General features: G+C 68.7%; 31 protein-coding genes and 3 pseudogenes. 19 read left to right on the plus strand and 15 right to left on the minus strand.

Going from position 1 to position 26,399, the window contains the following annotated elements; all coding sequences use genetic code 11:
* Positions 1 to 3: 3 nt before the first annotated feature.
* The 9 genes and pseudogenes from FG385_RS20690 to FG385_RS35665 form a co-directional block, all read left to right on the plus strand.
* On the plus strand, positions 4 to 513 hold the full coding sequence (locus FG385_RS20690) for a MaoC family dehydratase (RefSeq protein ID WP_139098416.1): 510 nt from the start codon (positions 4 to 6) through the stop codon (positions 511 to 513).
* On the plus strand, positions 510 to 2,054 hold the full coding sequence (locus tag FG385_RS20695; RefSeq protein WP_235022693.1) for an acyl-CoA carboxylase subunit beta: 1,545 nt from the start codon (positions 510 to 512) through the stop codon (positions 2,052 to 2,054). Before FG385_RS20690 ends, FG385_RS20695 begins: the two co-directional genes overlap by 4 nt.
* A complete protein-coding gene (locus tag FG385_RS20700) occupies positions 2,051 to 2,887 on the plus strand; it encodes an HpcH/HpaI aldolase/citrate lyase family protein (protein ID WP_139098417.1) in 837 nt (278 codons plus the stop codon). The genes FG385_RS20695 and FG385_RS20700 overlap by 4 nt, the downstream gene beginning before the upstream one ends.
* Positions 2,887 to 3,843: an LLM class flavin-dependent oxidoreductase gene (locus tag FG385_RS20705; RefSeq protein WP_139098418.1), complete on the plus strand. Its 957-nt coding sequence runs from the start codon at positions 2,887 to 2,889 to the stop codon at positions 3,841 to 3,843. The genes FG385_RS20700 and FG385_RS20705 overlap by 1 nt, the downstream gene beginning before the upstream one ends.
* The gene (locus FG385_RS20710) at positions 3,833 to 5,605 is read left to right on the plus strand and encodes an acetyl/propionyl/methylcrotonyl-CoA carboxylase subunit alpha (RefSeq protein ID WP_139098419.1); all 1,773 of its coding nucleotides are present in this window, start codon (positions 3,833 to 3,835) and stop codon (positions 5,603 to 5,605) included. Before FG385_RS20705 ends, FG385_RS20710 begins: the two co-directional genes overlap by 11 nt.
* The gene (locus tag FG385_RS20715; RefSeq protein ID WP_139098420.1) at positions 5,595 to 6,629 is read left to right on the plus strand and encodes an MBL fold metallo-hydrolase; all 1,035 of its coding nucleotides are present in this window, start codon (positions 5,595 to 5,597) and stop codon (positions 6,627 to 6,629) included. The genes FG385_RS20710 and FG385_RS20715 overlap by 11 nt, the downstream gene beginning before the upstream one ends.
* 184 nt (positions 6,630 to 6,813) lie before the next feature.
* A complete protein-coding gene (locus FG385_RS20720) occupies positions 6,814 to 7,923 on the plus strand; it encodes a M24 family metallopeptidase (protein ID WP_268815935.1) in 1,110 nt (369 codons plus the stop codon).
* Positions 7,920 to 8,108, plus strand: coding sequence for a hypothetical protein (locus FG385_RS20725; RefSeq protein WP_139098422.1), 189 nt, complete (start codon positions 7,920 to 7,922; stop codon positions 8,106 to 8,108). The genes FG385_RS20720 and FG385_RS20725 overlap by 4 nt, the downstream gene beginning before the upstream one ends.
* A pseudogene (locus FG385_RS35665) lies at positions 8,080 to 8,799 on the plus strand (amidase); the annotation flags it as partial. The gene FG385_RS20725 and the pseudogene FG385_RS35665, both read left to right, overlap by 29 nt.
* A gap of 184 nt (positions 8,800 to 8,983) precedes the next feature.
* Here the strand turns inward: FG385_RS35665 and FG385_RS20735 are convergent.
* Positions 8,984 to 9,394, minus strand: a pseudogene (locus FG385_RS20735) (helix-turn-helix domain-containing protein); the annotation flags it as partial.
* 122 nt (positions 9,395 to 9,516) lie between these two features.
* On the opposite strand from FG385_RS20735, the gene FG385_RS20740 reads away from it, so the two are divergent.
* Positions 9,517 to 9,864, plus strand: coding sequence for a hypothetical protein (locus FG385_RS20740; protein WP_139098424.1), 348 nt, complete (start codon positions 9,517 to 9,519; stop codon positions 9,862 to 9,864).
* Between the two features lie 121 nt (positions 9,865 to 9,985).
* Here FG385_RS20740 and FG385_RS20745 read toward each other — a convergent pair whose 3' ends face one another.
* Complete coding sequence (locus FG385_RS20745) at positions 9,986 to 10,408, minus strand: type II toxin-antitoxin system VapC family toxin (RefSeq protein ID WP_139098425.1); 423 nt, start codon at positions 10,406 to 10,408, stop codon at positions 9,986 to 9,988.
* A gap of 3 nt (positions 10,409 to 10,411) precedes the next feature.
* Positions 10,412 to 10,621 (minus strand): hypothetical protein, encoded by a 210-nt coding sequence (locus tag FG385_RS20750; RefSeq protein ID WP_139098426.1) that lies wholly within the window; start codon positions 10,619 to 10,621, stop codon positions 10,412 to 10,414.
* Positions 10,622 to 11,097: 476 nt separating this feature from the next.
* On the opposite strand from FG385_RS20750, the gene FG385_RS20755 reads away from it, so the two are divergent.
* The 4 genes from FG385_RS20755 (at position 11,098) to FG385_RS20770 (ending at position 13,020) form a co-directional block, all read left to right on the plus strand.
* Entirely contained in the window at positions 11,098 to 11,427 is a 330-nt protein-coding gene (locus FG385_RS20755; RefSeq protein WP_139098427.1) for a hypothetical protein, read from the plus strand.
* 212 nt (positions 11,428 to 11,639) lie between these two features.
* A complete protein-coding gene (gene fdxA / locus FG385_RS20760; RefSeq protein ID WP_139098428.1) occupies positions 11,640 to 11,990 on the plus strand; it encodes a ferredoxin in 351 nt (116 codons plus the stop codon).
* Positions 11,990 to 12,301 (plus strand): hypothetical protein, encoded by a 312-nt coding sequence (locus FG385_RS20765; RefSeq protein WP_139098429.1) that lies wholly within the window; start codon positions 11,990 to 11,992, stop codon positions 12,299 to 12,301. Before fdxA ends, FG385_RS20765 begins: the two co-directional genes overlap by 1 nt.
* The gene (locus FG385_RS20770; protein WP_139098430.1) at positions 12,298 to 13,020 is read left to right on the plus strand and encodes a helix-turn-helix transcriptional regulator; all 723 of its coding nucleotides are present in this window, start codon (positions 12,298 to 12,300) and stop codon (positions 13,018 to 13,020) included. Before FG385_RS20765 ends, FG385_RS20770 begins: the two co-directional genes overlap by 4 nt.
* A gap of 81 nt (positions 13,021 to 13,101) precedes the next feature.
* Here FG385_RS20770 and FG385_RS34960 read toward each other — a convergent pair whose 3' ends face one another.
* Together FG385_RS34960 and FG385_RS20780 are read right to left on the minus strand one after the other, a co-directional pair.
* Positions 13,102 to 13,494, minus strand: a complete 393-nt coding sequence (locus tag FG385_RS34960; protein ID WP_235022694.1) for a DUF2249 domain-containing protein — start codon at positions 13,492 to 13,494, stop codon at positions 13,102 to 13,104.
* Between the two features lie 99 nt (positions 13,495 to 13,593).
* Positions 13,594 to 14,163, minus strand: a complete 570-nt coding sequence (locus tag FG385_RS20780; protein ID WP_158242449.1) for a hemerythrin domain-containing protein — start codon at positions 14,161 to 14,163, stop codon at positions 13,594 to 13,596.
* Positions 14,164 to 14,269: 106 nt separating this feature from the next.
* Here FG385_RS20780 and FG385_RS20785 point away from each other — a divergent pair, with 106 nt between their 5' ends.
* The 4 genes from FG385_RS20785 to FG385_RS20800 are packed head-to-tail and all read left to right on the plus strand — an operon-like array spanning position 14,270 to position 17,464.
* Positions 14,270 to 14,623 carry a metal-sulfur cluster assembly factor gene (locus tag FG385_RS20785; protein WP_167441812.1) on the plus strand — a complete coding sequence of 118 codons (354 nt, stop codon included), beginning with the start codon at positions 14,270 to 14,272 and terminating at the stop codon, positions 14,621 to 14,623.
* Entirely contained in the window at positions 14,620 to 15,756 is a 1,137-nt protein-coding gene (locus tag FG385_RS20790; RefSeq protein WP_235022695.1) for a hypothetical protein, read from the plus strand. Before FG385_RS20785 ends, FG385_RS20790 begins: the two co-directional genes overlap by 4 nt.
* A 48-nt stretch (positions 15,757 to 15,804) precedes the next feature.
* Entirely contained in the window at positions 15,805 to 17,136 is a 1,332-nt protein-coding gene (locus FG385_RS20795) for an NAD(P)/FAD-dependent oxidoreductase (protein WP_101434396.1), read from the plus strand.
* Positions 17,137 to 17,152: 16 nt separating this feature from the next.
* Positions 17,153 to 17,464: a DUF3040 domain-containing protein gene (locus tag FG385_RS20800; protein WP_235022696.1), complete on the plus strand. Its 312-nt coding sequence runs from the start codon at positions 17,153 to 17,155 to the stop codon at positions 17,462 to 17,464.
* Between the two features lie 45 nt (positions 17,465 to 17,509).
* On the opposite strand, the gene FG385_RS20805 is transcribed toward FG385_RS20800, so the two are convergent.
* From FG385_RS20805 to FG385_RS20825, 5 genes are all read right to left on the minus strand, one after another.
* Entirely contained in the window at positions 17,510 to 17,845 is a 336-nt protein-coding gene (locus FG385_RS20805; protein ID WP_101434394.1) for a carboxymuconolactone decarboxylase family protein, read from the minus strand.
* A 32-nt stretch (positions 17,846 to 17,877) separates the two neighbouring features.
* On the minus strand, positions 17,878 to 19,608 hold the full coding sequence (gene ctaD / locus FG385_RS20810; protein ID WP_101434393.1) for an aa3-type cytochrome oxidase subunit I: 1,731 nt from the start codon (positions 19,606 to 19,608) through the stop codon (positions 17,878 to 17,880).
* Between the two features lie 81 nt (positions 19,609 to 19,689).
* Positions 19,690 to 20,433, minus strand: coding sequence for a DUF2249 domain-containing protein (locus FG385_RS20815; protein ID WP_101434392.1), 744 nt, complete (start codon positions 20,431 to 20,433; stop codon positions 19,690 to 19,692).
* 150 nt (positions 20,434 to 20,583) lie between these two features.
* A complete protein-coding gene (locus FG385_RS20820) occupies positions 20,584 to 21,432 on the minus strand; it encodes a COX15/CtaA family protein (protein ID WP_160148861.1) in 849 nt (282 codons plus the stop codon).
* A 100-nt stretch (positions 21,433 to 21,532) separates the two neighbouring features.
* Entirely contained in the window at positions 21,533 to 21,949 is a 417-nt protein-coding gene (locus FG385_RS20825) for a hypothetical protein (RefSeq protein WP_200834572.1), read from the minus strand.
* Positions 21,950 to 22,073: 124 nt separating this feature from the next.
* On the opposite strand from FG385_RS20825, the gene FG385_RS20830 reads away from it, so the two are divergent.
* Complete coding sequence (locus tag FG385_RS20830) at positions 22,074 to 22,358, plus strand: hypothetical protein (RefSeq protein ID WP_101434389.1); 285 nt, start codon at positions 22,074 to 22,076, stop codon at positions 22,356 to 22,358.
* Positions 22,359 to 22,397: 39 nt separating this feature from the next.
* On the opposite strand, the gene FG385_RS20835 is transcribed toward FG385_RS20830, so the two are convergent.
* The 5 genes and pseudogenes from FG385_RS20835 to FG385_RS20855 form a co-directional block, all read right to left on the minus strand.
* A complete protein-coding gene (locus FG385_RS20835) occupies positions 22,398 to 22,724 on the minus strand; it encodes a cupin domain-containing protein (protein WP_101434388.1) in 327 nt (108 codons plus the stop codon).
* Positions 22,725 to 22,739: 15 nt separating this feature from the next.
* Positions 22,740 to 23,483 (minus strand): respiratory nitrate reductase subunit gamma, encoded by a 744-nt coding sequence (narI, locus tag FG385_RS20840; RefSeq protein WP_139098431.1) that lies wholly within the window; start codon positions 23,481 to 23,483, stop codon positions 22,740 to 22,742.
* On the minus strand, positions 23,480 to 24,133 hold the full coding sequence (gene narJ / locus FG385_RS20845; protein WP_139098432.1) for a nitrate reductase molybdenum cofactor assembly chaperone: 654 nt from the start codon (positions 24,131 to 24,133) through the stop codon (positions 23,480 to 23,482). The genes narI and narJ overlap by 4 nt, the downstream gene beginning before the upstream one ends.
* A complete protein-coding gene (narH, locus tag FG385_RS20850) occupies positions 24,130 to 25,734 on the minus strand; it encodes a nitrate reductase subunit beta (RefSeq protein WP_101434385.1) in 1,605 nt (534 codons plus the stop codon). Before narH ends, narJ begins: the two co-directional genes overlap by 4 nt.
* Positions 25,734 to 26,327, minus strand: a pseudogene (locus tag FG385_RS20855) (molybdopterin dinucleotide binding domain-containing protein); the annotation flags it as partial. The gene narH and the pseudogene FG385_RS20855, both read right to left, overlap by 1 nt.
* Positions 26,328 to 26,399 lie beyond the last annotated feature (72 nt).

Raw genomic sequence — 26,399 nt, forward strand, 5'->3', positions numbered from 1 at the left:
AGCATGAGCATCGACCCGAACCGTCCGGTATCGGGCAAGTGGTTCGAAGAATTGACCGCCGGTACCGTCGTGCGGCACGCGACCCGGCGCACGGTCACCGAGACCGACAACGTCCTGTTCACGACGATGACCATGAACCCGGCCCCGATGCACCTCGACGCCGACTACGCGTCGCGTACCGAGTTCGGCAAGCCGCTGATGAACAGCATGTTCACGCTCGCGCTGGTGGTCGGGCTGTCGGTGCCGGAACTGACGCTGGGCACGATCGTGGCCCAGCTCGGGATGAGCGACGTGCGGTTCCCGGCCCCGGTGTTCGCCGGGGACACGGTGCGGGTGGACAGCGAGGTCGTCGAGGCACGGGCATCGAAGTCGCGCCCGGAGGCCGGGATCGTGGTCTTCGAACACCGCGCGCACAACCAGCGCGACGAGCTGATCTGTCAGTGCCGCCGGGCCGGTCTGATGTACCGCAGGCCCGGTGGCACCACACCGTCGGCGGCGGGAGGGCAGTCGTGACCGACGCCGCCACGGACATGATGAGGCAGGAGGCGGAAAAGCAGATCGCCGAAACCGAGGCCGCCGCGCGCGCGGCGCTGGCCGGTGGCGACGCCAGCCGATGGCCGGACAAACTGCCGGTACGGCAGCGGATCGCGCTGCTGCTGGATCCCGGCAGCTGGGTGGAGGACGGACTGCTTGCCGGCGACGGGCTCCCGGCCGACGGGGTACTCACCGGCGTGGGCACGATCCAGGGCCGGCCGGTCGCGGTGATCGCACACGATTTCGCCGTCAAGGCCGGCTCGTGGGGACAGCTGACGTGCGAGAAGCAGATCCGCATTCTCGAGCGCGCCGACCGTGACCTGATGCCGGTGGTCTACCTGGTCGACTCGGCAGGGGGGCGGTTGACCGACCAGCTGGGGTTCTTCCCCGGACGCCGCGGCGCGGCCGCCATCTTCAACCTCCAGGTCCGGCTTTCCGGGCGGGTGCCGCAGATCTGCTGCCTGCACGGACCGTCGGCCGCCGGTGGCGCCTACATGCCCGCGTTCACCGACTGGGTCGGCATGGTGGCCGGCAACGCCTCGATGTACCTGGCCTCGCCGCGGGTCGCCGAAAAGGTGACGGGCGAGAGCACGACGCTGGAGGAGATGGGCGGCGCGCTCATGCACGCGACCGTATCGGGCTGCGGCGACGAGGTGTTCGACGCCGACTGGCAGGTGATCGCCGCCGCCCGGTTGCTGCTGTCCTACCTGCCCGACAGCTGGCAGTCGGCGCCGGCGAGCACATCCGGCACGGAGCCCGAGCTCCCGGACTGGCCGGAGGGGCTGATCCCGCTCGACCCGAACACCGCCTACGACGTGCGCGAGGTGATCCTGCGCCTTGCCGACGCCGGCAGCTTCTTCGAGATCAAGGCCGGCTGGGCCACCGAGCTGGTCACCGGTCTCGCTCGCCTGGACGGGCGCGTCGTCGGGCTGGTCGCCAACCAGCCCTCGGTGCGCAGCGGGGCGATCTTCGTCGACTCGGCGGACAAGGCGGCCCGGTTCATCTCGCTCTGCGACGCCTTCAACATCCCTCTGGTGTTCCTCCAGGACGTGCCCGGCTTCATGGTCGGTGTCGCGGTGGAGCGGCAGGGCATCATCCGGCACGGCGCCAAGATGATCACCGCGATGGCCTGCGCCGAGGTGCCCAAGTTCACCGTGGTCCTGCGCAAGGCGTACGCGGCCGGGTTCTACGCCATGTGCGCTCCCGGGTTCGAGCCCCGCGCGACCATCGCGCTGCCCACCGCCACCATCGGCACGATGTCGCCGGAGGCGTCGACCAACGCCGTCTACGCCAACAAGATCGCGGCGATCGCGGACCCGGTCGAGCGGCGGGAGTTCGTCGAGGCCCGGGTCGCCGAGCAGGCCGCCGACTTCTCGCTCGCGCGGATGGGCGGCGAACTGGTCGTGGACGCCGTGGTGCCGCCGGAACGTCTGCGCGCCGAACTGCTCGGCCGGTTGCGGGCGGCGGACGGGTGGCAACGCTCCGGCCATCGCCGCCACCACGTGGTGAGTCCGGTATGACCGGCGGCGAACGCCCATTGAGTCCGCGCAGCCTGCTGTTCCTGCCCGGAACCCGGCCCGAGCTGGTGGACAAGATCACCCGGTTCGCCCCGGACGCCGCCGTAGTCGATCTGGAGGACGCGGTGCCCGCGGCGGACAAGATCGCGGCTCGGGAGGCGGCGCTGACCGCCCTGCGGGGCAAGGACTTCGGCCGGACTATGATGCTGGTGCGGGTCAACCCGGCGGGGTCTGCCTGGTTCGCGGACGACCTCACCTCCGTGGCTCGGCTGCCGGGAATCGGCGTGGTGCTGCCGAAGTACGAGGACCGCGGCGACCTCGACCGCGTGCGCGAGCTTGTTGGCGCGCGGGTGCCGGTGATCGTCGGCCTGGAGACCGCGCGCGGCGTCGCCGACAGCCGGCAACTGCTGGCGGGGAGGCTCGACGCGGCCTACTTCGGCGCTGAGGACTACATCGCCGATGTCGGGGGACGCCGCACCGCCGAGGGCCTCGAGGTGCTCTATGCCCGCAGCCAGGTGCTCGTGGCGGCGTTCCTCAACCACGTGTCGCCGATCGACCAGGCCGTGGTCGCGGTCCGCGACGGCGAGCGGTTTCGCGTCGACGCCGCCCGCGGGCGCGAGCTCGGCTACACCGGCAAGATCTGCGTGCACCCCCGTCAGGTCGAGCTGGCGCACGAGGCGTTCACTCCCGGCGAGGACGAGGTGCGGCACGCGCGCGACGTCCTGCGGGCCGCCGGTGCCGGGGTCGCCGTGCTGGACGGGCAGATGGTCGACGACGTGCACATCCGGATGGCGGCCGCGGTGCTGGCCCGGGTCCCCGGAACGGAGGGCTCCTGATGCGTGTCGGCCTCATGTTCCCGCCCGGCCGCGACCAGACCGACCTGGTGCGGGTGGCCCGGTGGGCCGAGGAACTCGGTTTCGACTACTTCTGCTGCGGCGAACACGTGTTCTTCCACGGGCCGATCACGAACTCGTTCGTCGGCCTCGCCGCGGCCGCGGGGGCCACCGAGCGCATCCGGTTGCTCAGCGCGCTGACCGTGCTGCCGGCATACCCGGCCGCGCTCGCGGCGAAGCTGATCGCGTCGCTCGATCAGGTCGCTCGTGGCCGGTTCGACCTGGGGGTCGGTGTCGGCGGCGAGCATCCGCCCGAGTTCGAGGCGCTCGGGGTCGCGCTCGCCGAACGCGGCAGGCGCACCGACGAGGCACTGGAGCTCCTCGCTGAGCTGTTCTCGGGCGGGCGGACGACGTTCCACGGCGGCTTCACGACGATCCGGGACCAGGCGCTGGAACCGGTTCCGGTGCAACGGCCCGGTCCTCCGGTGTGGGTCGGCGGACGGCGCCCGGCGGCGCTGCGGCGGGCCGCGCGGTACGGCGATGTCTGGCTGCCCTACCTGGTCGATCCCGGAAGACTGGCCATGAGCTTGTCCGAGGTGCGGACGCGTGCCGCGGAGTACGGGCGGCCCCCGGAGTCCGTGCGCGGCGCGGTCTTCTGCTGGGCCGCGGTGGACAGCGATCCCGCACGGGCCAGGCGCAACGTGCTCGCCGAGGTCGGTCGCACCTACCGGCAGGACCTGAGTGGGCGAGCCGAGCGCTACCTGCTGTACGGAACGCCCGAGCAGGTGCGACGGCGGATCGGCGAGTACGCCGGGGCGGGCGCGGAAGAAATGGTGTTCGCACCCGCGTGTCCGGCAGGCGAGTTCGACCAGATGGTGGACCTGTTCGCCGGTGAGGTGTTGCCGAGCATCCGGGCAGCACAGCCGGCCACGACCCCGGGAGGGCTCGTTGACGCGTGAATTCGGCAAGGTCCTGGTGGCCAATCGCGGGGAGATCGCGGTGCGGGTGATCCGGGCCTGCCGGGACGCCGGCCTGGTCGGCGTGGCCGTGTACGCCGACCAGGACACCTCGGCTCCGCATGTCCGGCTCGCCGACGAGGCGTACGCCCTGCACGGCGCCACCGCGGCGGAGACCTATCTCGACATCGACAAGCTGCTGGACGTGGCCAAGGCGACCGGGTCGGACGCGGTACATCCGGGATACGGGTTCCTGTCGGAGAACGCGGGCTTCGCCGAGGCGGTCATCGGAGCCGGGCTGACCTGGGTCGGCCCGCCCCCCGAGGCGATCCGCGCCCTCGGCGACAAGGTCACCGCCCGCCGGATCGCCGCACGGGTCGGCGCGCCGCTGGTGGCCGGGACGGCAGACCCGGTGTCGGGCGCCGACGAGGTGGTGGCCTTCGCGCGGCGCCATGGGCTGCCGGTGGCGATCAAGGCCTCGTTCGGCGGTGGCGGCCGAGGGCTGCGGGTCGCGTACTCGATCGAGGAAATCCCCGAACTGTTCGAGTCCACGGTCCGGGAGGCCGCCGCGGCGTTCGGGCGCGGCGAGTGCTTCGTCGAGCGCTACCTCGAGCGGCCACGGCACGTCGAGGCACAGGTACTCGCCGACGAACACGGCACGGTGGTGGTCGTCGGCACCCGCGACTGCAGCCTGCAGCGCCGTCACCAGAAGCTGGTCGAGGAGGCGCCGGCGCCGTTCCTGACCGACGAGCAGCGGGCGACGATCCATTCCTCGGCCCAGGCGATCTGCCGCGAGGCGGGCTACCGGGGCGCCGGCACCGTCGAGTACCTGCTCGCCGCCGACGGCACGATCTCGTTCCTGGAGGTCAACACGCGGCTACAGGTCGAGCATCCGGTCACCGAGGAGACCACCGGAGTCGACCTGGTGCGCGAGCAGTTCCGGATCGCCGCGGGAATGCCGCTGTCGCTGACCGCCGACCCGCGGCCGTCCGGGCATGCCTTCGAGTTCCGCATCAACGGTGAGGATCCCGGTAGCGGCTTCCTGCCGACCCCGGGCCGGATCACCCGGCTCCGGCTGCCGGAAGGCCCGGGTATCCGCCTCGACTCCGGAGTCGAAGAGGGCAGCGTCGTCGGCGGCGCGTTCGACTCGCTGCTGGCCAAGCTGATCGTGTCCGGTCCCGACCGGGACACGGCGCTGGCGCGCAGCCGACGCGCCCTGGCGGAACTGGACGTCGCGGGCGTGGCCACGGTGCTGCCGTTCCACCGGGCCGTCGTGCGCGACCCGGCGTTCACGGGCCGGGACACCTTCGCCGTGCACACCCGGTGGGTCGAGACGGAGTTCGACAACCGGATCGAGCCGTACCGTCCGGAGGCCGAGCAGGACGGTGCCACGGTCACGGTGCTCATCGGCGGCCGGCCCATGCGGGTGCCGCTCCCGGGCCTGCGCACCCTCGGCTCCGTGGGTGAGCGCATCCTGGCGCAGGCGGAGGAACAGGCACTCGGCGGTCATGCGGCGGCCGTGGCCGGCGACCTGGTCACCACGCCGATGCAGGGCACCGTGGTCAAGGTGGCGGTGACCGAGGGCCAGCACGTCACCGAGGGGGAGCTCGTTGCCGTGGTGGAGGCGATGAAGATGGAGAACCCGGTGAGCGCACACCGCTGCGGGGTGGTCCATGACCTGGCGGTCCAGATCGGCGACACCCCGGCCCAGGGCGCCGTGCTCTGCCGGATCGACGACGAGGAAGGTGCGCCCGATGCAGGCTGAGACCAAGCGGTGGCACGAGCCCGGGCCACACCCGGTCGCCGAGGGCGTGTACCGGGTGCCGTTGTCGTTGCCCGACGACGGCTTGCGCGCCGTGAACACCTACGTCCTCGAGGACGGCGCCGGGATCACACTGATCGACCCCGGGCAGTACGGCCCGCTCGCCCGGAAGGAACTCGGCGACGCGCTGGCCGGTCTCGGATACGGCTTCGCGGACGTGCGCCGCTGCCTGGTCACCCACATTCATCGCGACCATTACTCACAGGCCGTGGCGTTGCGCCGGGAGTTCGGCTGCCGGGTGAGTCTCGGCGAGCACGAACGCGACTCGCTCGCCGCGGCGCGGGTTTCGCCCAACTACGGCATCGACCCGCAACTGCGGACGCTCCCGCTGTGCGGGGCCGCGGAGCTCGTGGACCTGCTGGATGTGGAGCACGCCGGGCACGGGCTGCCCAACCACATCTGGGAGGATCCCGACGAGTGGCTTGCCGATGGCGACACGGTCGGGCTGACCTCCCGTACGCTGCGCGTCGCGCACACCCCTGGGCACACGCGCGGGCATGTGACGCTGCACGACCGCGACGCCGGGTTGGTGTTCAGCGGGGACCACATACTGCCGCAGATCACCCCGAGCATCGGGTTCGAGCCGGTGAGCGGTCCGTTGCCGCTGGCCGACTTCCAGGCCTCGCTGCGCAAGACCCGTGGGGCGCCGGAGGGGAGGCTGGCCCCCGCGCACGGGCCGGTGACCGGCAGCGTCCATGAGCGGGTGGGTGAGTTGCTGGCGCACCACGAGAACCGGCTGCGGCTGACGCTGGAGTCGCTGCGGGCCGGGTCGGAGTTGGTGTACGAGGTCGCCCTGGGACTGCGCTGGACTCGCCGGGAGCGCAAGCTGGATGATCTCGACCCGTTGAACCGCATGCTGGCGGTACTGGAGACCAAGGCCCATCTCGATGTCCTGGTGCGGCACCGCGAGGCCCATTGCGAGACACGTCGCGGGCTGCTTCGCTACGTCCCGGTCACCGGACCGTGACTACACCTCGGCCGCGGAATATCGACGAGGCGTCTGCCTTGGATCTCGGTGATCACATCGGTCCACCAGACGTGCCGGATCGAGCGGGCTGACGGCGACCGGGATCGCCAGGCGTAGAACCCCGACCCCCCAACACCCGGTTCCTCGCGCGGCGGGCAACCCGCCGTTCGGATGACGTCAGGTCATCGATCCCTGGTTCGCTCTCCAGCGGTTTCTCGGCACCCGCGAGCTGGATGCGGTGGTGCTCAACTCCTACCAGGCGGTGACGCATTTCGCGGGCACGAACCTGCTCTCACAGCTGCTGCTTCCCGATCGCCTGACCTACCTGCTCGTCACCAGGACCGGGGTCTCCCTGGTGACTTGCAACCTCGAGGCGTCGCAAGCTCGCGCGCAATCGGGAATCCAGCGGGTCGCCGAGTACGTCGAGTTCGAAGAGCCACCCGAATCGTGCTTGGCCCGCGAACTCGTTCGTCACTCGCTGGCACCGGCGAAGATCGGCGTAAAAGCACGTCGTCTGCCGGGTCACTCGCGTGATGAGATCGTCGCGCTCCTGCCCGGTCTGGAACTGGTGCCGATCGATGACGACATCCAGCTGCTGCAGACGTTCAAGTACGACAAGATCCGTGACCGTCTGGCCGGGGCCACGTGCGCCACACAGAAGGCCATTGACGAAGCTGTGGCCGCGGCCCGGCACACCAGCACCGAACTCGACGTGGTGAGTGCGATCATCTCGGGCATCTCGGGAGACGGCGGTGTCCCGGTGTTCTGTTTCTTCGGTTCCGGACCCCGCACAGTGCTCGGGCACCCGGAGGGCCGGGACGTTCGGCTCGAACGCGGAACCGTGTGGCGTACCGACGTCGGCGCTCGCTTCGACGGCGGCGTCATGTCGGACGTCGCCCGATGCGGCGTGGTCGGCGAGCCGAATCCCCGTCAGGAGCGGGCTTTCGCGACCATCCAGGCCGCCCAGCGCGCCGGTTTCGAGCCGCTGCGTCCCGGCGCAACCGCCGCAGACGTCTACGCCGCCGTGCGAACGACCATCCGGGAGGCCGGATACGACTGGGATGTCCCGCATGTGGGACATGGTCTTGGCGTCGGCGTACACGAGGAACCCGTTTTCAGTCCCGGGAATCAGACCGTTCTCTCCCCAGGAATGGTCGTCAACGTCGAGCCCATGCTCTTTCTGGTCGACAGCGGCGGCGAGGCCTTCCACACTGAGGATCTGGCGGTCGTCACGGAAAGCGGTCACCGTCTGGTGACGGCGCCGCAGACCGAACTGCTGCGGATCGGGTCATGAGTTCGGACGCGCACAGCCGGCGAATCGATGCCGTCGTAGAGGAATTCGGTATCGACGCCGTTGTGCTCGACAGGACCACGACGTTGTCGATCCTGACCGCAACCCTGCGCGACCTGCACGCGTTCGAGCACCTCGACCCGACCGGGATGCCAAGCCATGAGGCAGAAGGAACGGACCGTGGCTGAAATCTTCGAATGGACTCTGGTGGAAACCGCGTTCGCGCTCCGCCGAGGCCAGGTCAGTGCCCGGGAAGTGACCGAAGCCGTCATCGACAGGGCGAACCGGACCGAACCGGTTGTGCACGCGTTTGCCGAACTGCGCGAACAGGACGCCCTCCGCCAAGCGGACCACGCGGACCGGCTCCGGTCGAGCGGCCGGCCGCTCGGTCCGCTGCGCGGCGTCCCGATCGCCGTCAAGGACCTGATCGACGTCGAGGGATTCCCCACGCGGGCCGGTTCGCGAGCGACCGGTGACGCTCCGGCGACCACCGATGCCGCTGCCGTCCGCACCTTGCGCGCTGCCGGTGCCATCGTGATCGGGAAGACGGTCACACACGAATTCGGCTGGGGTGCGAACGTCCCGGCGACACGCAATGCGTGGAATCCGCGGCGAGCACCGGGCGGCTCGAGCGCAGGGTCCGCCGTTGCAGTGGCGGTCGGGGCGGCCTTCGGGGCCCTGGGAACCGATACCGGCGGGTCGATCCGGGTTCCCGCGGCGCTCAACGGTGTGGTCGGGCTGAAGCCGACACTCGGATCGGTCGATACGACCGGTGTGGTCCCGATGAGCAGGTCACTCGACACGGTCGGGTGCCTGACACGAACCGTCGACGACTGCGCGACCCTGTTCACCGTCCTGGCCGGGGGCCGGTCGACCACGAACACCGGCGCGGCGTGCCGAGCCGCATCGGCTATATCAAGATCGATGACAGTGCGGGAATCGATGGTGGTGTCGCCGCCGCGATCGAGTCCGCGCTGCAGGACGCGGACTCGCCGGCCGCACGCGTCGTCGGCGTCGAGCGACCGCTGCCGGGGCTGTTCGCCGCTGTCGGGAACGGCCGACCAGTCTGGCCATACCCCAGCGGGATGTCCACCGGCGGGAACCACAGATCGCACTGGGCAAGCTCACCCGGTTGATACAACGTCCGCGACACCGGATCCGGCGGCAGGAACAGCGGCCGCAACACGCGAACTCGTTCCTTGAGCACAGTGATCGAACGGTCCCAGCCGATCCGTTCGGCGACCACCGTGGCCGGCATCGTGGGCCACTGCTCCAACAACGCGCGGATCTGCGGTTCCACCGCATCCACGATCGACCCCCGACTCGCCCGCTGGTAACGAGGCGGTTCATGCGAGGCCAGCGCCCTGCGCACGGTGTTCTTCGAGATACCCATCTGACGGGCGATGGCCTTGATCGGCATCCCCTCACCCCGATGCAACCTGCGGATTTCTGCCCAATCCTCCACCCTCAGCACACCCTTCCTTCCTGACTCGATCTTGAGTCAGAGTCCCGAAGGGGGTCAGTTTTCGCCCGCCAGAACCAGTTTTCACGCGACGCCGACAGTAGGTCTGGTCGTGGCGCAACAACGGCCCCAGCGTGCGGATCAAGACTGCCAACTCATTCCCCGTGTTCCAAGGCAGCGGCGTTGGGGACCACTATGTGGAAGTGATGGCGACCAATCGAGGGCGAGCAGCGACCACTGTCGAGAGTTGGGGCATCGAGCTGCCTGCGACGAACGAGACAGCAATCCCGGCCACCCAAGCACCGTGGTCAACTTCTCTGCCTCATCGGCTTGAGCCCCACTCCAATGCCACCTTCTATGTGCTTGCCGACGAGGTGCGCAGCATCGTCGCGCAAAAGCGGACTACTTTCCGTGACTTGCGACCGTTTGTTCGGCTCAGTACCGGCCAGAAGGTCTATGGTCGCGGCGTCCCGTTGTCCTGACCCTGCGTGCCATTAGAAGGGGTCAACCAAGGTCAACGGCGGTGCTCCCAGACCGGGTCGAGCCGCAGGTCAGGGCCACTTTCCTCCGTGATCCACTTGATTCCCAAGCTGAGAATCGCCGCTACTCGGGCAGCAGCGTGAACGCCTTCACGTGCCGGGGCCGAACCGCCCGGAAGTGCCGCTGATCCAGCGTTGCGATCTCATCGATGTCCAGGCGTTCGGCCAGGGCGATCACTGCGGCGTCGCTGGTGCCGAGAGGGAAGTCCGCGTACTGCTCGACAAGGTCGGCCATGCGGTTGTAGTCCGTGTTGGTCAGGTCGGCCGAGATGAACGCGCCTTCGGCGACGGAGCGGAGGAAACCGGCCTCGATCTTGGCGTTGCCAAGGCGCCCGAGCAGGTAGCCGACTTCGGCGACGATGGGGGACGGGACGAGGATCGGGCGGTTCGCCAGGTGGAGACCCGTGAACAGCTCGGTGCAGCGGTGGTAGTCGGTGTCTCGACGGATCGAGGCGGCGACCAGCGGACCCGTGTCACAGATGATCACGTGCTACTGGCCGAACCCCTCGGCGAGCAGCTCCTTCGCACGAGCACCGATCGCAGTCCCGTCCCCTTCGATGCTCCCGAAGAAGACCGGCGGCCACGTCACCTCGTGGACCGGGCGAAGGTGCCTGCGCACGTCGGCGAGCACCTGCGGGACCTCTTCCTCGGGAAGCTCGTCCACCAGGCGCTTCAGCTCATCACGCTCAGGGCTACTCATGCGAACCAGTCTACGATGGGGCAGGCGCGGAGCGCCGGAAACCCGCTGATCCGGGCGTTGCTGTACAGCAGCAAAGTACAGCAACGGCACCGACCGACAACGACCGTCACCGGCCATTATTGCCCCAACCATGACCTCGCTGACCTGGGAAAACTCCGATGCTGACAGTTCGCATCGAGAAGGTCAGGGGTTCGATTCCCTTCAGCTCCACAGACGTATTTTGGACATGCGACGCCGAATTGAGTCGGTTTCGTTACACAGACTGATTCGATCGGTTCCTGATCAGGGACGTTGCCGCATAGACCTGTCAGACCAAACGCTGAGGTGGGCGCACCTTTCGATCCTCGGCAGTGGTCGGCACCGTGACACAGCTGCTGTGACAGCGGGACTGGGCCGACGCGGAGATCGTCGACATCGTGGACACCACCGGTACCAGCCGATCAGCCTGTACGTCACGTTCTGCAGCAAGCTGGCCCTTGCGTCTGGGCGGGCTGCGCCGCCTGGCCGAGCACGCCGAACCCGCGTTCACCGCGCTGGAAACCGGCGGGCGTGGTCTGACGACGAGCGCGGGCTTCTTCGGCGGGCAGATCACCGCCCGCTGCGCGGGTCCGCTGGTGCCCCTGGGCTCCTGGCCACGAATCTCCGGCAGGCATGCACCTTCGGGGATGTACTTGCCGAGCAGCACCAGCGAGCGTGGGACGCGCAACGGGCTGCGCTGGACTCGGCCGGACCTTGGCCAGCTTCGCCCGGAGATCGATCTCGACGCCACCGCGGAGCGATCTCGTGCTGGCAGCGCAGGGCGTTAACCTGCGCTCGCGGGCCGACGCCGACGCGTCGCCCCTGAACGCGCTGCGCGGTCCCGGCGACAAGACCCGACACCTGGCCGCGAGCCCTCCGTCGCGCGGGTCGGTCATCATGCTGGCGGCCTGCGGTGACCCATCCATTTTGACGAGTATCGTTGTATTAACTAGGTACGCTGGTCGGGTTTGCGGCGTGGTACTCCAGAAGGGAGCAAGGGATGGCGTATGTGATCGCGGAGCCCTGCGTGGACGTGATGGACCGGGCGTGTGTGGAGGAGTGCCCGGTGGACTGTATCTACGTGGGCGAACGTTCGTTGTACATCCATCCGGACGAGTGTGTGGACTGCGGGGCGTGCGAACCGGTGTGTCCGGTGGAGGCGATCTACTACGAGGACGACCTGCCCGAGCGATGGACCGTGTACGCCGAGGACAACGGTCGGTTCTTCAACGACACGCTGCCGGATCGTGATGGGCCGCTGGGCAGTCCTGGCGGGGCGGCGAAGGTTGGCGATCTTGGCGTGGACACGCCCATGGTTGCCGGCCTACCCCGCCCGCAGGGCCGGTCGTGATGACGGCGACGCTGCGTCGGCCGGACGCCGGCTGGTCGAGCGTCGAGTGGCGTGCGGTGGAGGACGACTATGCAGTGCCAGGCGGCGGGCGGTCCGGCGCGCCGGATACCGAATGCGGGAAGCGGGAACTGGGAGAGGTGGCCGCGGCCCTGTCCCGTCCGATGGTCCGTGTGGTGCTGCCCGAGGCCGGTATCGTCACGGTCGGCGTCGGTGCGCCGGCCTGCCTGGCAGGACTACCCGGCCGGGACGAACCCCGCACCGACGGTCCGCATAGTTTCTACAAATACTCTCGGCTAAAATGGATGGCATGAGCGAGCAGGTGCTGACCGATCCGGAGTCCCGTCCGGTGCTCGGCGAGAGCCGGGGCCGGGTGCTGGACGTGCTCCGCGCGACTGGTGAACCGATGGGCGTACAGGACGTCGCGGAGCGGGTCGGCCTGCATTCGAACACGGCTCGGTTCCACTTGGACGGGTTGGTCGACGCGGGTCTTGCCGAGCGGCGTACCGAGGACCGCACTCAGCCCGGCCGGCCCCGCACGGTCTACGTCGTCACCGCGACCGATGTGCCGGCCGGGCAGCGCAGCTACCGGTTACTGGCCGAGATGCTCACCAGTCTGGTCGCGGACACGCTGCCCGAGCCGGGGAACGCCGCGGAGACGGCGGGCGAGGCGTGGGGACGCTATCTGGCGGAGCGGCCGGCCCCGTCGCAGCGAGTCGATGCGGCGGAAGGTGTTCGCCGGCTGTCGACGGTGCTGGCCGATGCCGGTTTCGCCCCGGACACGGTCGACGATCCGGAGCGACCGGTGATCCCGCTGCGCCACTGCCCGTTCCGGGAGGTTGCCGAACAGCACCGGGACGTGGTGTGTTCGTTGCACCTGGGCTTGATGCGTGGCGTGCTGGACGAGGTCCGGGCCCCACTGAAGGCAGATCGGTTGGAGCCGTTCGTCGAGCCGTCGTTGTGCCTGGCCCATCTGGTGCCCATTTCGGGCCGCTCCGCCGGTGGCGATCGTCGCCGCCGGGGCGGCCGGTGAACCGTTGACGCCGCAGTCAGCGTCCCTGGAAAGGGTGCGCGGGCGGAGGTGCGCCGCACCCCCGCCCGGTCCTGCTGTCTGTCAGCTCGCGACGCGTCCGATGCGGACCTTCCAGACCTCGGGGCCTTGTTCGAGGTAGTCCCAGGTGAACTGGTCCGCGTGTTCGGCGGCGAACTGGTAGTACAGCGGCTTGGGGTCGTGGTCGTTGACGAGCACGAAGTTTTCGCCGTCGGCGAGTGCGCCGTAGGTGGCGAAAATGAGTTCGTGGCGGCGCGCCGGGATCTCTTGGCGGACATCGAGTTCAGGGGTGGCGGTGGTCATCGTGTTCTCCTCTGCTGGCGGGTTGTTGATGGACGGGGTTTCGGTGGGTGGCAGCCGGGCCAGGTAGTGCAGCAGGCTCGTGAGGTGGTCGGCGGCGCGCGGGTGATCGGTGCGCAGCACGGACCAGGCACGGCCGGCCAACTGGCTGGCCAACTCGACCTGACCGGTGCCACCAAGGGCGCGCAGCCCCCGAATCAGCAGATCGGCCAGGTCGGTGACCTCGGTATCGAGGTCGGCCGGTGCGTGGGCAGGTCAGTGCTCATCGCGGTGATCACCTGGGTTGTCGTTGTGTTGGCCTCCGGTGAGCAGGCGGTGCGTGCTGGAGAGCAATGCCGCGATGTCGGTGCCGGATCGGTGCAGCGCGGGTAGCAGGTACTCGTTCTCTTTGTGCACGTGGATGGTGAACAGGATGCGGACCGCCGTCGCGGTGGTGGCCAGCGCGAGCGGGTCGGTGACGTTCTTCAGCTCACCGACCAGCTCGGTGAGCGTGCGGTGTTCGTCGACCATGGCCTGCACCAGCGCTGCGGTGTGCGGGTCTTCCGCGGCGGCCGGATAGAGGGTGCGTTCCTCGGCCGCGGCGTGCGGCAGGAGCTCGTCGAGCAGAAAGGTCAACAGGGCGCGCCAGGCGGTCAGAGTGTCGCCGACGATGGCAGGCACCCCCGCAGGGCTGTGTCGTTGACCTACGACCGCCAGCACGTCGGCTACCCGATTGCCGAGGTCATGGTCGAGCGCTGCGTGGTGCGCGCGAATGGCAAGCAGGGCAGCGTCGGTATCGGCTTCGACGTTCGCGTCACGCCGAGTCGGCACGTTCGTTCCGGTCACCGGTGTCTCCTCCCGCTCATCTCGGATCAGCTAGACTAGTTTTTACTATAGTACTCGTCTAAACGAGCGCGAGTGCTTATCGGATCACAGGCGGGAGGTGTCGTCGATGACGGACCAGGGGCGGTCTCGACTGGATGTGACCGCGATGGTCGCCGGGCCGGTGACCGAAGATGTGGTGCTCGACCTGCTGGGCGACGTGATCGATCCGGAGTTGGGGGTGGACATCGTCAATCTCGGGCTGGTCTACGGCGTCGACGTCGGCGCGGCCGGGGTCGTGGTGCGGATGACGTTGACGACGCCCGGCTGTCCGCTGGGGGCGTACCTGGACGACGAGGTCGGCCGGTGTCTGGCGCAACTGCCCGGCGCGCCGAACGTGCTGGTGGATCTGGTGTGGGAACCGCGGTGGAGTCCGGCGATGATGACCGGCGAGGCGAAGCGGCTGCTGGGGTGGTCGCGGTGACGCGGGCTGCGTCGGTAACGAGGCCGACGCGGCCGACATGGGCGGCGCCGGTCATGGCGCTGGGCGTGGTGGCGTTGCTGACCGGGTTGTGGGCGGGCTTGCTGCGCCTGGGCCTGCCGGTGCCGGCCGGGCACACCGATCTGGCCGAACTGCACGGTGTGCTGATGCCGCTGGGATTCCTCGGCACGCTCATCGCCGCCGAGCGGGCCGTCGCGCTCGGGCAGGGGTGGGCGTGGCTGGCTCCGGCGGCGAGTGGGATCGGCGCGCTGTGGCTCGTCGCCGGGCTGCCGGCGAGTACCGGGCAGGTGCTGATCGGCCTCGCCGGGTTCGGCCTGCTGGCGATGTTCGCCGAACTGCACCGGATCCAGCCGTCGTGGCACAACGCGACGCAGGCTGCCGGTGCCGCCTGCTGGTGTGTCGCCGGCGTGCTGTGGCCGGCGGGCCGGGACCTGTCCGCGCTGGTGCCGTGGCTGGCGGGATTCCTGGTGCTCACCATCGCCGGCGAACGCCTGGAGCTGTCCCGGCTGGTCGCGCTCACCGCTCGCGGCCGGGCCTGGTTCGTCAGTGTGATCGTGGTTCTGCTGGCCGGACTGGGTCTGTCGATCGCCGCGCCCGCGGCCGGGGTCCGAGTGGCCGGTGCCGGCCTGCTGGGGCTGGCCGGATGGCTGGCCGCCCACGACATCGTGCGCCGGACGATCCGGATGCGCGGGGTCACCCGGTACATGGCCATCGCACTGGCTGCAGGTTACCTGTGGCTGGCCGTCGCCGGCGGCTTGTGGCTGGCGATCGGGCGGCTGGGCGACGGCCTGGCCTATGACGCCATGCTGCACGCGGTGTTCCTGGGCTTCGTGTTCTCCATGGTGTTCGCGCACGCCCCGGTCATCGTGCCCGCGGTGCTGCGGGTGCGCCTGCCCTACCACCCGATCGCATACTTGCCACTGGCGCTGCTGCACGCCTCGCTCGCCCTGCGCCTGGTCGGCGGTGACGCGGCGGGCAACGCTCTGGCGTGGCAAACCGGTGGCGTCGCGGGCGAGGTGGCCATCCTGCTGTTCCTCGCCCTCATCGCGGGCACGGCGATCCGGGCCCGCCACCGATCGGTGACCAAAGACACCGGTACGACCATGCCACGGTGACCTAGTATTTACCAGAGAGATAGTAAATACTAGGAAGGGGTGGGACGGATGGCGACAACCTCGCACGACACGCCCCGAGTGCTGGTCGTCGGCGCCGGACAGGCCGGAATGCACGTGGCCAGGCGGCTACGGCGCCGGTTGCGGCCCGGCGAGGCCGCGATCACAGTGGTGGACCCGCACTCGTATTCGACTTATCAGCCGCTGCTGGCCGAGGCGGCCGCCGGCAACCTCGAACCTCGGCACGTGGTCGTGCCGCTGCGGCAGGTGCTGCCGGGCGTTGAGGTGATCACCCGGGCGGTGATCTCGATCGACCACTCCCGCCGCACCGCTTATGTGGCATCCGGTTCCGGCGAGCCGGAACCGTTGGGCTACGACGTGCTGGTGCTGGCTCCGGGATCGGTGACGAGGGTGCTCCCGGTACCAGGGCTGGCCGAGGGCGGGATCGGGTTCAAGACCGTCGGTGAGGCGATTCACCTGCGCAACCACGTGCTCGCCCAACTCGACACGGCGGCTTCAGCCAGGTCGGATGCCGACCGGGAACGGGCGTTGACGTTCGTGTTCGTCGGGGGCGGCTACGCCGGTGTCGAGGCGCTGGCCGAGTTGCAGGACATGGCTCACGACGCCTGCCGCCACTATCCCGGGATCGACCCGGCGCGTCTGCGGTGGGTGCTGGTGGAGGCCACCGGGCGGATCCTGCCCGAGGTGGGCGAGCGAATGGGCCGCTACACCGTAGATCTGTTGCAGCGCCGCGGCATCGACGTCCGGTTGGACACCCGGCTGACCTCCGTCGTGGATGGCCATCTGGTGCTGGACGACGGCTCGGAGTTCGACGCCGGCACGCTGGTGTGGACCGCCGGCGTAGCGCCGCATCCGCTGCTCAAGCAGACCGACATGCCGCTGGACGAGCGTGGTCGTGTCCTCGCCACTAAGTATCTGTCCGTTGTGGACACTCCGGATGCCTGGGCGCTCGGTGACTGTGCGGCGGTGCCCGACCTGGCCCGTGGCCCGGGTGCGGTGTGCCCGCCCAGTGCTCAGCACGCCGTCCGGCAGGCTAGGGTGGCCGCCGGCAATGTGATAGCCACGCTGCGCGGCCGCACGCTGAAGCCGTATCGGCACACTTCGGCCGGATCGGTTGCCAGTCTCGGTCTGTACCAGGGCGTCGCGCAGGTCTACCGGTTGCGGCTGCGCGGCTTGCCCGCGTGGCTGGCCCACCGCACGTACCACTTGCTGGCGCTGCCCACCTGGAACCGGCGGCTGCGGGTAGTGGCCGACTGGACGCTGGCTCTGCTGTTCCCTCGCGAGATCGTGTCCCTGGAGGCGCTGGAGCACGCGCGCGACGCGTTCACCACCGCTGCCGAGGAAACTGCCGGACGGAGGTGAGGACGCCGTGCTGTCGATGGACGAACAGCGCATTCTGCGCGAGATCGAGCACGGCCTGCGCCACGATGATCCTTGGTTCGGCTGGCACCTCACGATGGTGCGGATCCGGGACCTGCGCCACCGGCGCAGTGCCCGTGTGTGCCTGGTGATGGAACTGGCCTTCGTTGCGCTCACCGTCGCTGGTGCGGTGTGCGGACTGCCCGCCCTGCTCATCCTCGGCGCCGGGTTCGGTGTGCTGGTACCGATGGTGGCCTTGGTGTGCTGGTTGCCGCCGCCGGATACACCCGACGGGTCGCCACTCCCGCCACTGACCTTCGGCTGCTGGTGAGCGTGCCTCGCGGAGCCAGCACCGCTTGACGTCGCGTTGTCGGGATTACCGTTGCGGCTGGTCGAGGGTGTGCAGCGCCACCGTCGAGTGCGCGAACGCGCCGCCCGCGCGCATCTCGGCGGCCACCCAGATCGCTTCCATGATCTCCTGATCGGTCGCGCCTTTGCGGTGCGCGAGCGTGGTGTGTCCGGCGATGCAGTACGGACATTGGGTCACGTGCGCCACGGCGACGGCGATGAGTTGCTTGGTCTTCTCCGGCAGCGCTCCTTCGGCGAACACCCGCTTGCTGAACTCGTCGAAGGTGCGGTGGATTTCGGGTGCCAGCTGACGACGATGGTCGCCGATCTCTCGGGTGGCGCTGGGGTATACCGCGTCCGTCATGGCTGGATCCTTCCCGTGTCGGTGGTGTTCGCTCAGGCGTCCGTCTGGGTCTCGCGGCCGCCGGAGCCAGCGGTGGCCGCCCGTCGGTGGCGACGGCCGATGTGGGCTTCGGCCCGGAGCCGTTCGATCATGTGCGGGTAGTGCAGTTCGAACGCGGGTCGTTCGGAGCGGATGCGGGGCAGTTCGGTGAAATTGTGCCGTGGCGGCGGGCAGGTGGTGGCCCATTCGAGGGAGTTGCCGAATCCCCAGGGGTCGTCCACTTCGGTGATGTCGCCGTAGCGGTAGGACCGCACGACGTTGTAGATGAACGGCAGCATTGAGGCGCCCAACACGAAGGAGCCGATGGTGGAGATGGTGTTGAGGGTGGTGAATCCGTCGCTGGACAGGTAGTCGGCGTAACGCCGCGGCATGCCCATGTTGCCGAGCCAGTGCTGGACCAGGAATGTGGTGTGGAAGCCGATGAAGGTGGTCCAGAAGTGGAACCGGCCGAGGCGTTCGTCGAGCATCCGCCCGGTCATCTTGGGGAACCAGAAGTAGATTCCGGCGAAGGTGGCGAAGACGATGGTGCCGAACAGGACGTAGTGGAAGTGGGCGACGACGAAATAGGTGTCGGTGACGTGGAAGTCGATCACTGGTGAGGCCAGCAGCACCCCGGTCAGGCCGCCGAAGAGGAAAGTGACCATGAACCCGAGCGAGAACAGCATCGGGGTTTCGAAGCTCACCTGCCCCTTCCACATCGTGCCGATCCAGTTGAAGAACTTGATCCCGGTGGGGACGGCGATCGTGAAGCTCATGAAGGAGAAGAAGGGCAGCAGTACCGCGCCGGTGGCGAACATGTGGTGCGCCCACACGGACATGGACAGGCCCGCGATCGACAGGGTGGCGAACACCATTCCTTTGTAGCCGTAGAGCGGTTTGCGGGAGAACACCGGCACGATCTCGGTGACGATGCCGAAGAACGGCAGTGCGACGATGTAGACCTCGGGGTGGCCGAAGAACCAGAACAGGTGCTGCCACAGGATCGCGCCGCCGTTGGCCGGGTCGAAGACGTGTGCGCCGAGCCGGCGGTCGGCCAGCAGCCCGAACAATGCCGCGGTGAGGATCGGGAACACCGCCAGGATCAGGATTGACGTGATGAAGATGTTCCAGGTGAAGATCGGCATCCGGAACATGGTCATGCCGGGCGCGCGCAGGCACACCACGGTCGTGACCATGTTGACCGCGCCGAGAATCGTGCCCAGCCCGCCGACCAGCAGCCCGGTGATCCACAGATCCGCGCCCACCCCGGGCGAATGGATCGCATCCGACAGCGGGGTGTAGGCGAACCAGCCGAAGTCCGCTGCCCCGCCCGGGGTGAGGAACCCCGACAGCACGACCAGACCACCGAACAGGAAGAGCCAATACGACAACGAGTTCAGCCGGGGAAAGGCCACGTCGGGCGCGCCGATCTGCAGGGGTAGCACGAAGTTGGCGAACCCGAATACGCTCGGTGTCGCGTACAGCAGCAGCATGACCGTGCCGTGCATTGTGAACAGCTGGTTGTACTGCTCCTGTGACAGGAATTGCAGCCCCGGGCGGGCGAGTTCGGCGCGCATCAGCAACGCCATCACGCCGCCGATGAGGAAGAACCCGAACGCGGTGCCCAGGTACATGATGCCGAGCAGCTTCGGATCGGTGGTGCGGACCAAGCGCAGCGCCAGCGCCCCCTTCGGGGCGGCCGTCGCCGGCGCGTGGGTGGTGATCGGCTCCTGTGTGGCGGTCACGTGTCGGACTCCTCTGGGCACGGGTGTCGGGCCGCACCGTTTATCGGCTCATTGGCGGTGCGCGGGTCTGGTGCGTGCGGCTTAAGCGGACATCGCCGGCCGTCCGATGCGCACTCGCCATTGGGCCGGGCCGGATTCCAGGTAGTCCCACGTGAATGCGCCGGGATAGGTGGCGGTGAACTCGCGGCGCAGCGGTTTCGGATCGTGGTTGTTGACCAGGACGAACGAGTCCCCGGGCGCCAGCCGGGAGTAGCGGCCGAAGACCCGCGGGTGGCGCTGGCCGTGTGGGATCGGGCGCACATCGATGACATCCGGAGCGTCGAGCTCGCCACCGTCGAGCAGGGTGCGCAGGTCGTCGGCGAGTCCGGGCAGGTCGGCGCCGGGCAGTTCGGCCAGGGCAGGCAGCAGCATGGTCTGGTCGAGGTCCAAGACGGCGCGCAGCACCGCGCCGAGGGCCTGGGCGGCATGGCTGGCCTGGTCCGGCGAGTTCGCCGCGGCCAGCTCGTCGAGGTGCTCGGTGATGGACTCGCGGAACCGCCGCAGTGCCCGCACCAGCAGCCGGGTCTCGCCCGCTCCGGCTGCGGCGGCGTAGAGGACACGGTCGGTCGCGGCCAGGTACGGCCGCACCTGGCCGATGGCGAAGTCCACCAACGCTGTATAGGTCTGCTCGCGGATCATGCCGTCCAGGCACAGGTCGGTCACCAGAGCGGCTTTCGCCTGGTACGTCAGCAGCAGCCGGTCGGCCGCATCGCGGATCGCGGCGCTCGCCCGCACGGCCGGGTCCGTGGTGGTGCCGGTGATGTAGAGGCCGGATGTCGTGGTCATGGGAAGCCTTCTCTCGCCAGGAAATCCCCATTATTCATAGTATTTATGAGTAATCATAGTATTAACTGTGGCGAGGTCAAGACGTCGCCAGTGGCTATGGGCGATCCCATACGCCGTCCGGCCGATGTGCCGGGTTACGCAGCCGGATGCTCAGGCAGTGGTCAAGGCCAGGTAGGTGTGAACGAGCAGGGCCACCAGGACGGCAGCGCCGAGCATGTGCAGTTCGACAAGATCGGCGGGTAGGCCGGTGAAGTACTGCAGGTAACCGACACCGGTTTGCGCGAGCATGAGCGTCACGATCCACCGATATCCTCGCCGGGCACCATCGGGAACGTGTCCGGCGCGCAGGAAGAAGTAGCCTGACACGATCAGGCCGAGCAGGAATATCCCGATCACGGCGTGCAGTTCGGTCACCGCCGGCCGGGGCAGTGGCAGCCGGGGCGTGCCGGGTTGGCCGGCGTGTGGGCCGCTGCCGGTGACCACCGTGCCCACGATGATGGCGATGCCGAGGACGGCCAGCATCAGCCGCCCCAGCCGCACCTGTGGACCGCCGGGCGTCACCGGATATGGCGCCCGTGCCGCGGCCCGGTGATAAAGGATCACCGTGATGGCCACCAGAACGAGGGCCACAGCCATGTGCACGGCTACCACCACAGGAGCCAGCCCGCGCAACACCGACAGCCCACCCAGCACCGCCTCGGCGACATACCCGACAGCAAGCCCCGCTGCGCACCACACCAGATCCGTGCGGCGCGGCCGGTGCCACACGGCAAGCGCGAACGTCGCGACGACCAGCCCCCCGACAGCGATGATCACGCATCGGTTGATGAACTCCACCAGCGAGTGATATGTGCCGCGCGCCACGAAGTCGTCGGCGAAGCACCTGGGCCAAGTGGTGCAGCCAAGTCCCGAATCGGACAGTCGTACCCAACCGCCGGTGCCGACCAACGCGACCAGTGCAACGAGTGTGGCCGCCACTGCACGGCGCAGCGTTCGCACCGACCCCCGCGGTGGCATGAGCCGTTCCGCGATCGCCGTGGACCGGCCGATCACGGGAAAACCTCGCCGTCCTCATCGTGGCGGTGGTCCAGCTTGGCAGTCACGCCGGCTCAATCCGAGTAAGGGCCAACCCGATCGGAATGCTCACCAACAGGAGCAGCACCAGCACGCGGAACCCGTACAGCGCCCACCGTCCGACCCGTGTGCTGCGCCGCAGGCCACCACGAACCGCGTGGATCAGCAGTGCCAGGTCGATCACCAGCAGCGCCCCGCCCAGATCCACCAGCGGGAGGACCCCGGTCAACGTCCCGGCCAGGACCGCGGCGTTGCCGACGTTCCACCCGATGACCTGCGCGGCGACCTGCCTTGTCGATGGTGGATGCGACGCGAGCGCGGCCTGGCCGAGACCGAGGGCAATCTGTGCGACACCGGCCACCAGGACCAGGTAGGCGGCCGCCCACGACGCGTGCGTCGAGGGCGCAGGGGCTGTGACGGCCGCGACAAGGCCCCCGGCCACCACGCACCCCGTGCCAACCGCGGCGAACGGAGCTGCAGCAAATCGCCGATCAAAAGTCATAGAAACAACCATAGCTAGTTAAAATGGAACGCGGGCGGGAGCCCTGCCGGAAGGGAACGACGCAATGGCGACAACGGAGGACGACGACATGCCGATGGCCGCCACGGTGCAGGTCGAGATCGTGGTGCGGGCGCTGCGGCGCATTCGCCCATCCGTCTACCAGATCAGCCGGGAGGCGGACCGGACCTCGATCACCTTGACTGCGGTGGCCAGTGCGGCCGGGCGACGCAACGCCGCGACGCGGATCGTCGCCGCGTTGACCGACGGCGGGATCGCGGTGGTCGCCGACGATCCGATCGGCGAGTTGGCGCGCGGTGCCTGCCTCGTGTTGACCCACCAGCCTCGGTGAGCGCCGTGGCGCTATGACCGACTCGACTGGCGGGCTGGACTATTTGGCGACGGTGAGCAGGGCGACGCTGTCCTCGACCGCCACCAGGCCGTGCCTCGCTGGTGGGATGAGCAGGAGGTCGCCGGCACGTCCCTCCCAGGTGTCCTCGCCCGCGTGCAGCCGTACCCGGCCACGCAGCACGATCAGCGTGGCCTCGCCCGGGCTGTCGTGTTCGGTCAGCGAAGTTCCGGCGCGCAGCGCGACCAGGGTCTGGCGCAGCACCTGTTCGTGTCCGCCGTAGACGGTGGTGGCGCTGCGGCCGGTTGAACCGCTCGTCGCCCGGTCGAGGTGTTCCCGGGCCAGGGCGTCCAGAGAGAACTTCCGCATGGTCTGCCCTCTCGATCAGTAGGGGACGCCGATGCGGCGCCAACGGCGGCCGCTGGTGCCAGGTTCGGTCGGGTGGGCCGGGGTTCGGCCGCGGTAGACGATGAACGGCCGCCACAGGTACCACAGCGGGTAGCTCCAGGCATGCACGAGCCGGGTGAACGGCCAGATGGCCAGGATGGCCCAGGCGGCGGTGGCATGGATCTGGTAGATCAGCGGCGCGTGCGCGATGGCGGCCACGTCCGGATTGCCGGCGAACAGGCCGCGGAACCACAACGCCACGCTCTCCCTGTAGTCGTAGCCGCCGCCGAGCAGGTTGACGCCCACGGTCGGGATGATGCCGAGCACGATCACGACGGCGAGCAGGATCAGCGCGACCCAGTCGACCGGGCTGGTGGTGGCCCGGACCCGGGGGATCAGGGTGCGGCGGTAGGCGAGCATGGCCACGCCGATGGTCACGCCGAGCGCGGCGAGGGTCCCGGCGATCGACGAGAACCACCGGTATCCGGCTTCCGGGATGCCCAGCCAGTGGGTGAACGACTTCGGGATCAGGATGCCGATGACGTGGCCGGCGATCGCGGCGAACGTGCCGTAGTGAAACAGCGGGCTGCCCCATTTCAGCAGCACGCGTTCCTGGAGCTGGGTGGAGCGGCTGGTCCAGCCGAACTGGTCGTAGCGCCACCGCCAGATGTGGCCGACGACGAAGGTGACGAGGGCGAGGTAGGGCAGGATCACCCACCACCACAGGTCCCAGGCGGTCATCGGTGTCCTCCCGTGACGTAGTCGGGCGGGGCGAAGGGTTCCAGGCCCACCTGCTCGATCGGTGGTCCGGCTTCGGCCAGCGCGCGCAGCTCGTCGCGGTGCCGTTTCGGAAGGTCCGGCAGGCAGGCGCGGATCACGTCGAGCAACTCGGCGTAGGGGCTGTGGGCCTCGCGGACGGCCTCGGTGAGCAGTTCCAGCCCGGCCTGGCACTGGATCAGCAGGCGCTGCCCGGGTTCGGGGGCGGCTGCCGCGAATTCCAGCATCAAGGGCAGGAAGTCGGGCAGCTCGTCCTCGGGCGCGGGGTAGCCGGCTTGGCGGTAGGTGTGTTTGAGCGCGAGCAGGGCCATGCCGCGAGCGCGGGTGTCGCCGTGCCGGTAGTAGGTCAGGTACAGGCCGCGGCGGCGGGTGTGGTCGAAGGTCACCACGTAGTGCTGGGCGGCTTCGGTGGGTGTCCGGCCCGCCAACCAGTCGGTGAACCCGCCCAGCGAGTCTCGCGCGACGGTGTCCGTGATCGCCGGGAGGACCGCGGTCACCTGGGTGAGGTGGGCCAGGACGCGGTTGTCGGGGTACTGCAACAGGATCGAGGTGATCTTGCAGAGCAGCGGGGTATCTGCGGGATGCGGCGTGGCGCGTCGGGTCCGGCGGATCATCGGCCACCGCCTTCGCCGAACAGGTGTGCCGGGCGGCCGGAGCCGTTCCAGCCCAGCAGGTTGAACCGCGTCCGCCCGTCGTCGTCACGGAACTGGCTGCCGCCGCCCCCCGTTGCGGCGAGGGTGTCTTCGGTGTGTGCGCCGAGGTCGGCGACGCCGCCCGGGTAGCCGACGGCACAGTGCTGTGCTTGCAACCGGCCGGTGTCCTCCGCGTGCACCTTCGGGATGACGTAGCGTTCGTCGTACTTGGCGATGGCCAGGATGCGGTACAGATCCTCGACCTCCTCGGCCGTCATGCTCACCGACGCCAGCAGGTCGGCATCGACGGGGTCGCCGAGTTGCTGGGCGCGCATGTGGGTGCGCAGCACGGTCAGTCGCCGCAGTGCCCGCTCCACCGGCCAGGTATCGCCGGCGGTGAACAGGTTGGCCAGGTAGCCCAGCGGGATGCGCAGGGATTCGATGGCGGCGAAGACCTGGTCGGGGTTGTCGTCGTGGTGACCGGTGGCGTGCACGGCGTCGGTGATCGGGGACAGCGGCGGGACGTACCAGACCATCGGCATCGTCCGGTACTCCGGATGCAGCGGCAGCGCGACCCGATGCGTGGCGATCAGTGCGTACACCGGGGAGCGTTGCGCCGCTTGGATCCAGTCGTGCGCGATGCCGTCCCGTTCGGCCCCGGCGATCACATCCGGGTCGTGCGGGTCGAGGAACACCGACAACTGGGCCTCGTACAGCTCCTTGTCGTCCTTGGTGGACGCGGCGGCAAGCACGGCGTCCGCGTCGTAGAGCATCACGCCGAGGTGCCGCAGCCGACCGACGCAGGTTTCCGAGCAGATGGTGGGTTGGCCGCTCTCGATGCGCGGGTAGCAGAAGGTGCATTTCTCGGCTTTGCCGGTGCGGTGGTTGAAGTACACCTTCTTGTACGGGCAACCGGAGACGCAGAACCGCCAGCCGCGGCAGCGGTCCTGGTCGACGAGCACGATGCCGTCCTCGACCCGTTTGTACATCGCGCCCGAGGGACACGACGCCACGCACGATGGGTTGAGGCAGTGTTCGCAGATGCGGGGCAGGTAGAAGTGGAACGCGTGCTCGAACTCGAGCTGTACCTGTTCGGCCAGACCGTCGAGGTTCGGGTCGGCGGCGGCGTAGGTGCCGGAGCCCGCGAGGTCGTCGTCCCAGTTCGGCCCGGCCGACGGGGACATGTTCCGCCCGGTGAGCTGGGATTTGGGGCGGGCGCTGGGGAAGGAGTCCGACAGCGGCGCCGTGGTGAGGTGCTCGTAGTCGTAGGTGAACGGCTCGTAGAAGTCGTCCAGCGACGGCAGTTCCGGGTTGTAGAAAATGGACAGCAGCTTGCGCAGCCGCCCACCGGCCTTGAGTTTCAGCTTGCCGCGCCGGTTGAGGGCCCAGCCACCTTTGAACCGGTTCTGGTCCTCGTAGCGGCGCGGGTAGCCGGTGCCGGGCTTGGTTTCCACGTTGTTGAACCAGATGTACTCGCTGCCCGGCCGGTTGGTCCACGTTTGCTTGCAGGTGACCGAGCAGGTGTGGCAGCCGATGCACTTGTCCAGGTTCATCACCATCGCGACCTGCGCCATGACGCGCATCAGAACTCCACCTCCTGGGCACGACGCCGGATGACGGTGATCTCGTCGCGCTGGTTGCCGGTCGGACCGATGTAGTTGAAACCGTAAGTGAACTGGGCGTAGCCGCCGATCAGGTGCGTGGGTTTGATCAGCAATCTCGTGAGCGAGTTGTCGCCTCCGCCGTGCCGGCCGGAGACCTCGGTTTTCGGCACGTTCAGGTGCCGGTCCATCGTGTGGTACATGTACACCGTGCCTTCGGGCATCCGGTGGGTGACCACCGCGCGGCAGGCAACAACGCCGTTGCGGTTGTACGCCTCGATCCAGTCGTTGTCGGCCACGCCGATCTTGTCCGCGTCGGCCGGGCTCATCCAGATCACCGGCCCACCACGGAACAACGTGAGCATGTGCAGGTTCTCCTGGTATTCGGAGTGGATGGACCATTTCGAGTGCGGGGTCAGATAGCGCACCACGATCTCCGGGCGCCCCGGGTCGGACCGGGAGGGATCACCGAAGTGGGCGAGCACGTTCAGCGGCGGCCGATAGGTCGGCAGCTGCTCGCCGAACTCGGCCATCCACTCGTGGTCGAGGAAGAAATGCTGCCGCCCGGTCAGCGACGTGATCTCAACGACTTTCATTTGATCATTCGATGTTCAAAATGGGTCAGGGTGAGTGCGGCTTTCACGATG

This window comes from Amycolatopsis alkalitolerans (assembly GCF_006152065.1).
GTDB classification, from domain to species: domain Bacteria; phylum Actinomycetota; class Actinomycetes; order Mycobacteriales; family Pseudonocardiaceae; genus Amycolatopsis_E; species Amycolatopsis_E alkalitolerans.

Excerpts from the sequence above, each read along its gene's own strand:
- FG385_RS20690 (WP_139098416.1), top strand. The coding sequence starts at position 4 with ATGAGCATCGACCCGAACCGTCCGGTATCGGGCAAGTGGTTCGAAGAA.
- FG385_RS20700 (WP_139098417.1), top strand. The coding sequence starts at position 2,051 with ATGACCGGCGGCGAACGCCCATTGAGTCCGCGCAGCCTGCTGTTCCTG.
- FG385_RS20705 (WP_139098418.1), top strand. The coding sequence starts at position 2,887 with ATGCGTGTCGGCCTCATGTTCCCGCCCGGCCGCGACCAGACCGACCTG.
- FG385_RS20715 (WP_139098420.1), top strand. The coding sequence starts at position 5,595 with ATGCAGGCTGAGACCAAGCGGTGGCACGAGCCCGGGCCACACCCGGTC.
- FG385_RS20725 (WP_139098422.1), top strand. The coding sequence starts at position 7,920 with ATGAGTTCGGACGCGCACAGCCGGCGAATCGATGCCGTCGTAGAGGAA.
- FG385_RS20750 (WP_139098426.1), bottom strand. The coding sequence starts at position 10,621 with ATGAGTAGCCCTGAGCGTGATGAGCTGAAGCGCCTGGTGGACGAGCTT.
- fdxA (WP_139098428.1), top strand. The coding sequence starts at position 11,640 with ATGGCGTATGTGATCGCGGAGCCCTGCGTGGACGTGATGGACCGGGCG.
- FG385_RS20765 (WP_139098429.1), top strand. The coding sequence starts at position 11,990 with ATGACGGCGACGCTGCGTCGGCCGGACGCCGGCTGGTCGAGCGTCGAG.
- FG385_RS20770 (WP_139098430.1), top strand. The coding sequence starts at position 12,298 with ATGAGCGAGCAGGTGCTGACCGATCCGGAGTCCCGTCCGGTGCTCGGC.
- FG385_RS20785 (WP_167441812.1), top strand. The coding sequence starts at position 14,270 with ATGACGGACCAGGGGCGGTCTCGACTGGATGTGACCGCGATGGTCGCC.
- FG385_RS20795 (WP_101434396.1), top strand. The coding sequence starts at position 15,805 with ATGGCGACAACCTCGCACGACACGCCCCGAGTGCTGGTCGTCGGCGCC.
- FG385_RS20800 (WP_235022696.1), top strand. The coding sequence starts at position 17,153 with ATGGACGAACAGCGCATTCTGCGCGAGATCGAGCACGGCCTGCGCCAC.
- FG385_RS20805 (WP_101434394.1), bottom strand. The coding sequence starts at position 17,845 with ATGACGGACGCGGTATACCCCAGCGCCACCCGAGAGATCGGCGACCAT.
- FG385_RS20815 (WP_101434392.1), bottom strand. The coding sequence starts at position 20,433 with ATGACCACGACATCCGGCCTCTACATCACCGGCACCACCACGGACCCG.
- FG385_RS20830 (WP_101434389.1), top strand. The coding sequence starts at position 22,074 with ATGGCGACAACGGAGGACGACGACATGCCGATGGCCGCCACGGTGCAG.
- FG385_RS20835 (WP_101434388.1), bottom strand. The coding sequence starts at position 22,724 with ATGCGGAAGTTCTCTCTGGACGCCCTGGCCCGGGAACACCTCGACCGG.
- narI (WP_139098431.1), bottom strand. The coding sequence starts at position 23,483 with ATGACCGCCTGGGACCTGTGGTGGTGGGTGATCCTGCCCTACCTCGCC.
- narJ (WP_139098432.1), bottom strand. The coding sequence starts at position 24,133 with ATGATCCGCCGGACCCGACGCGCCACGCCGCATCCCGCAGATACCCCG.
- narH (WP_101434385.1), bottom strand. The coding sequence starts at position 25,734 with ATGCGCGTCATGGCGCAGGTCGCGATGGTGATGAACCTGGACAAGTGC.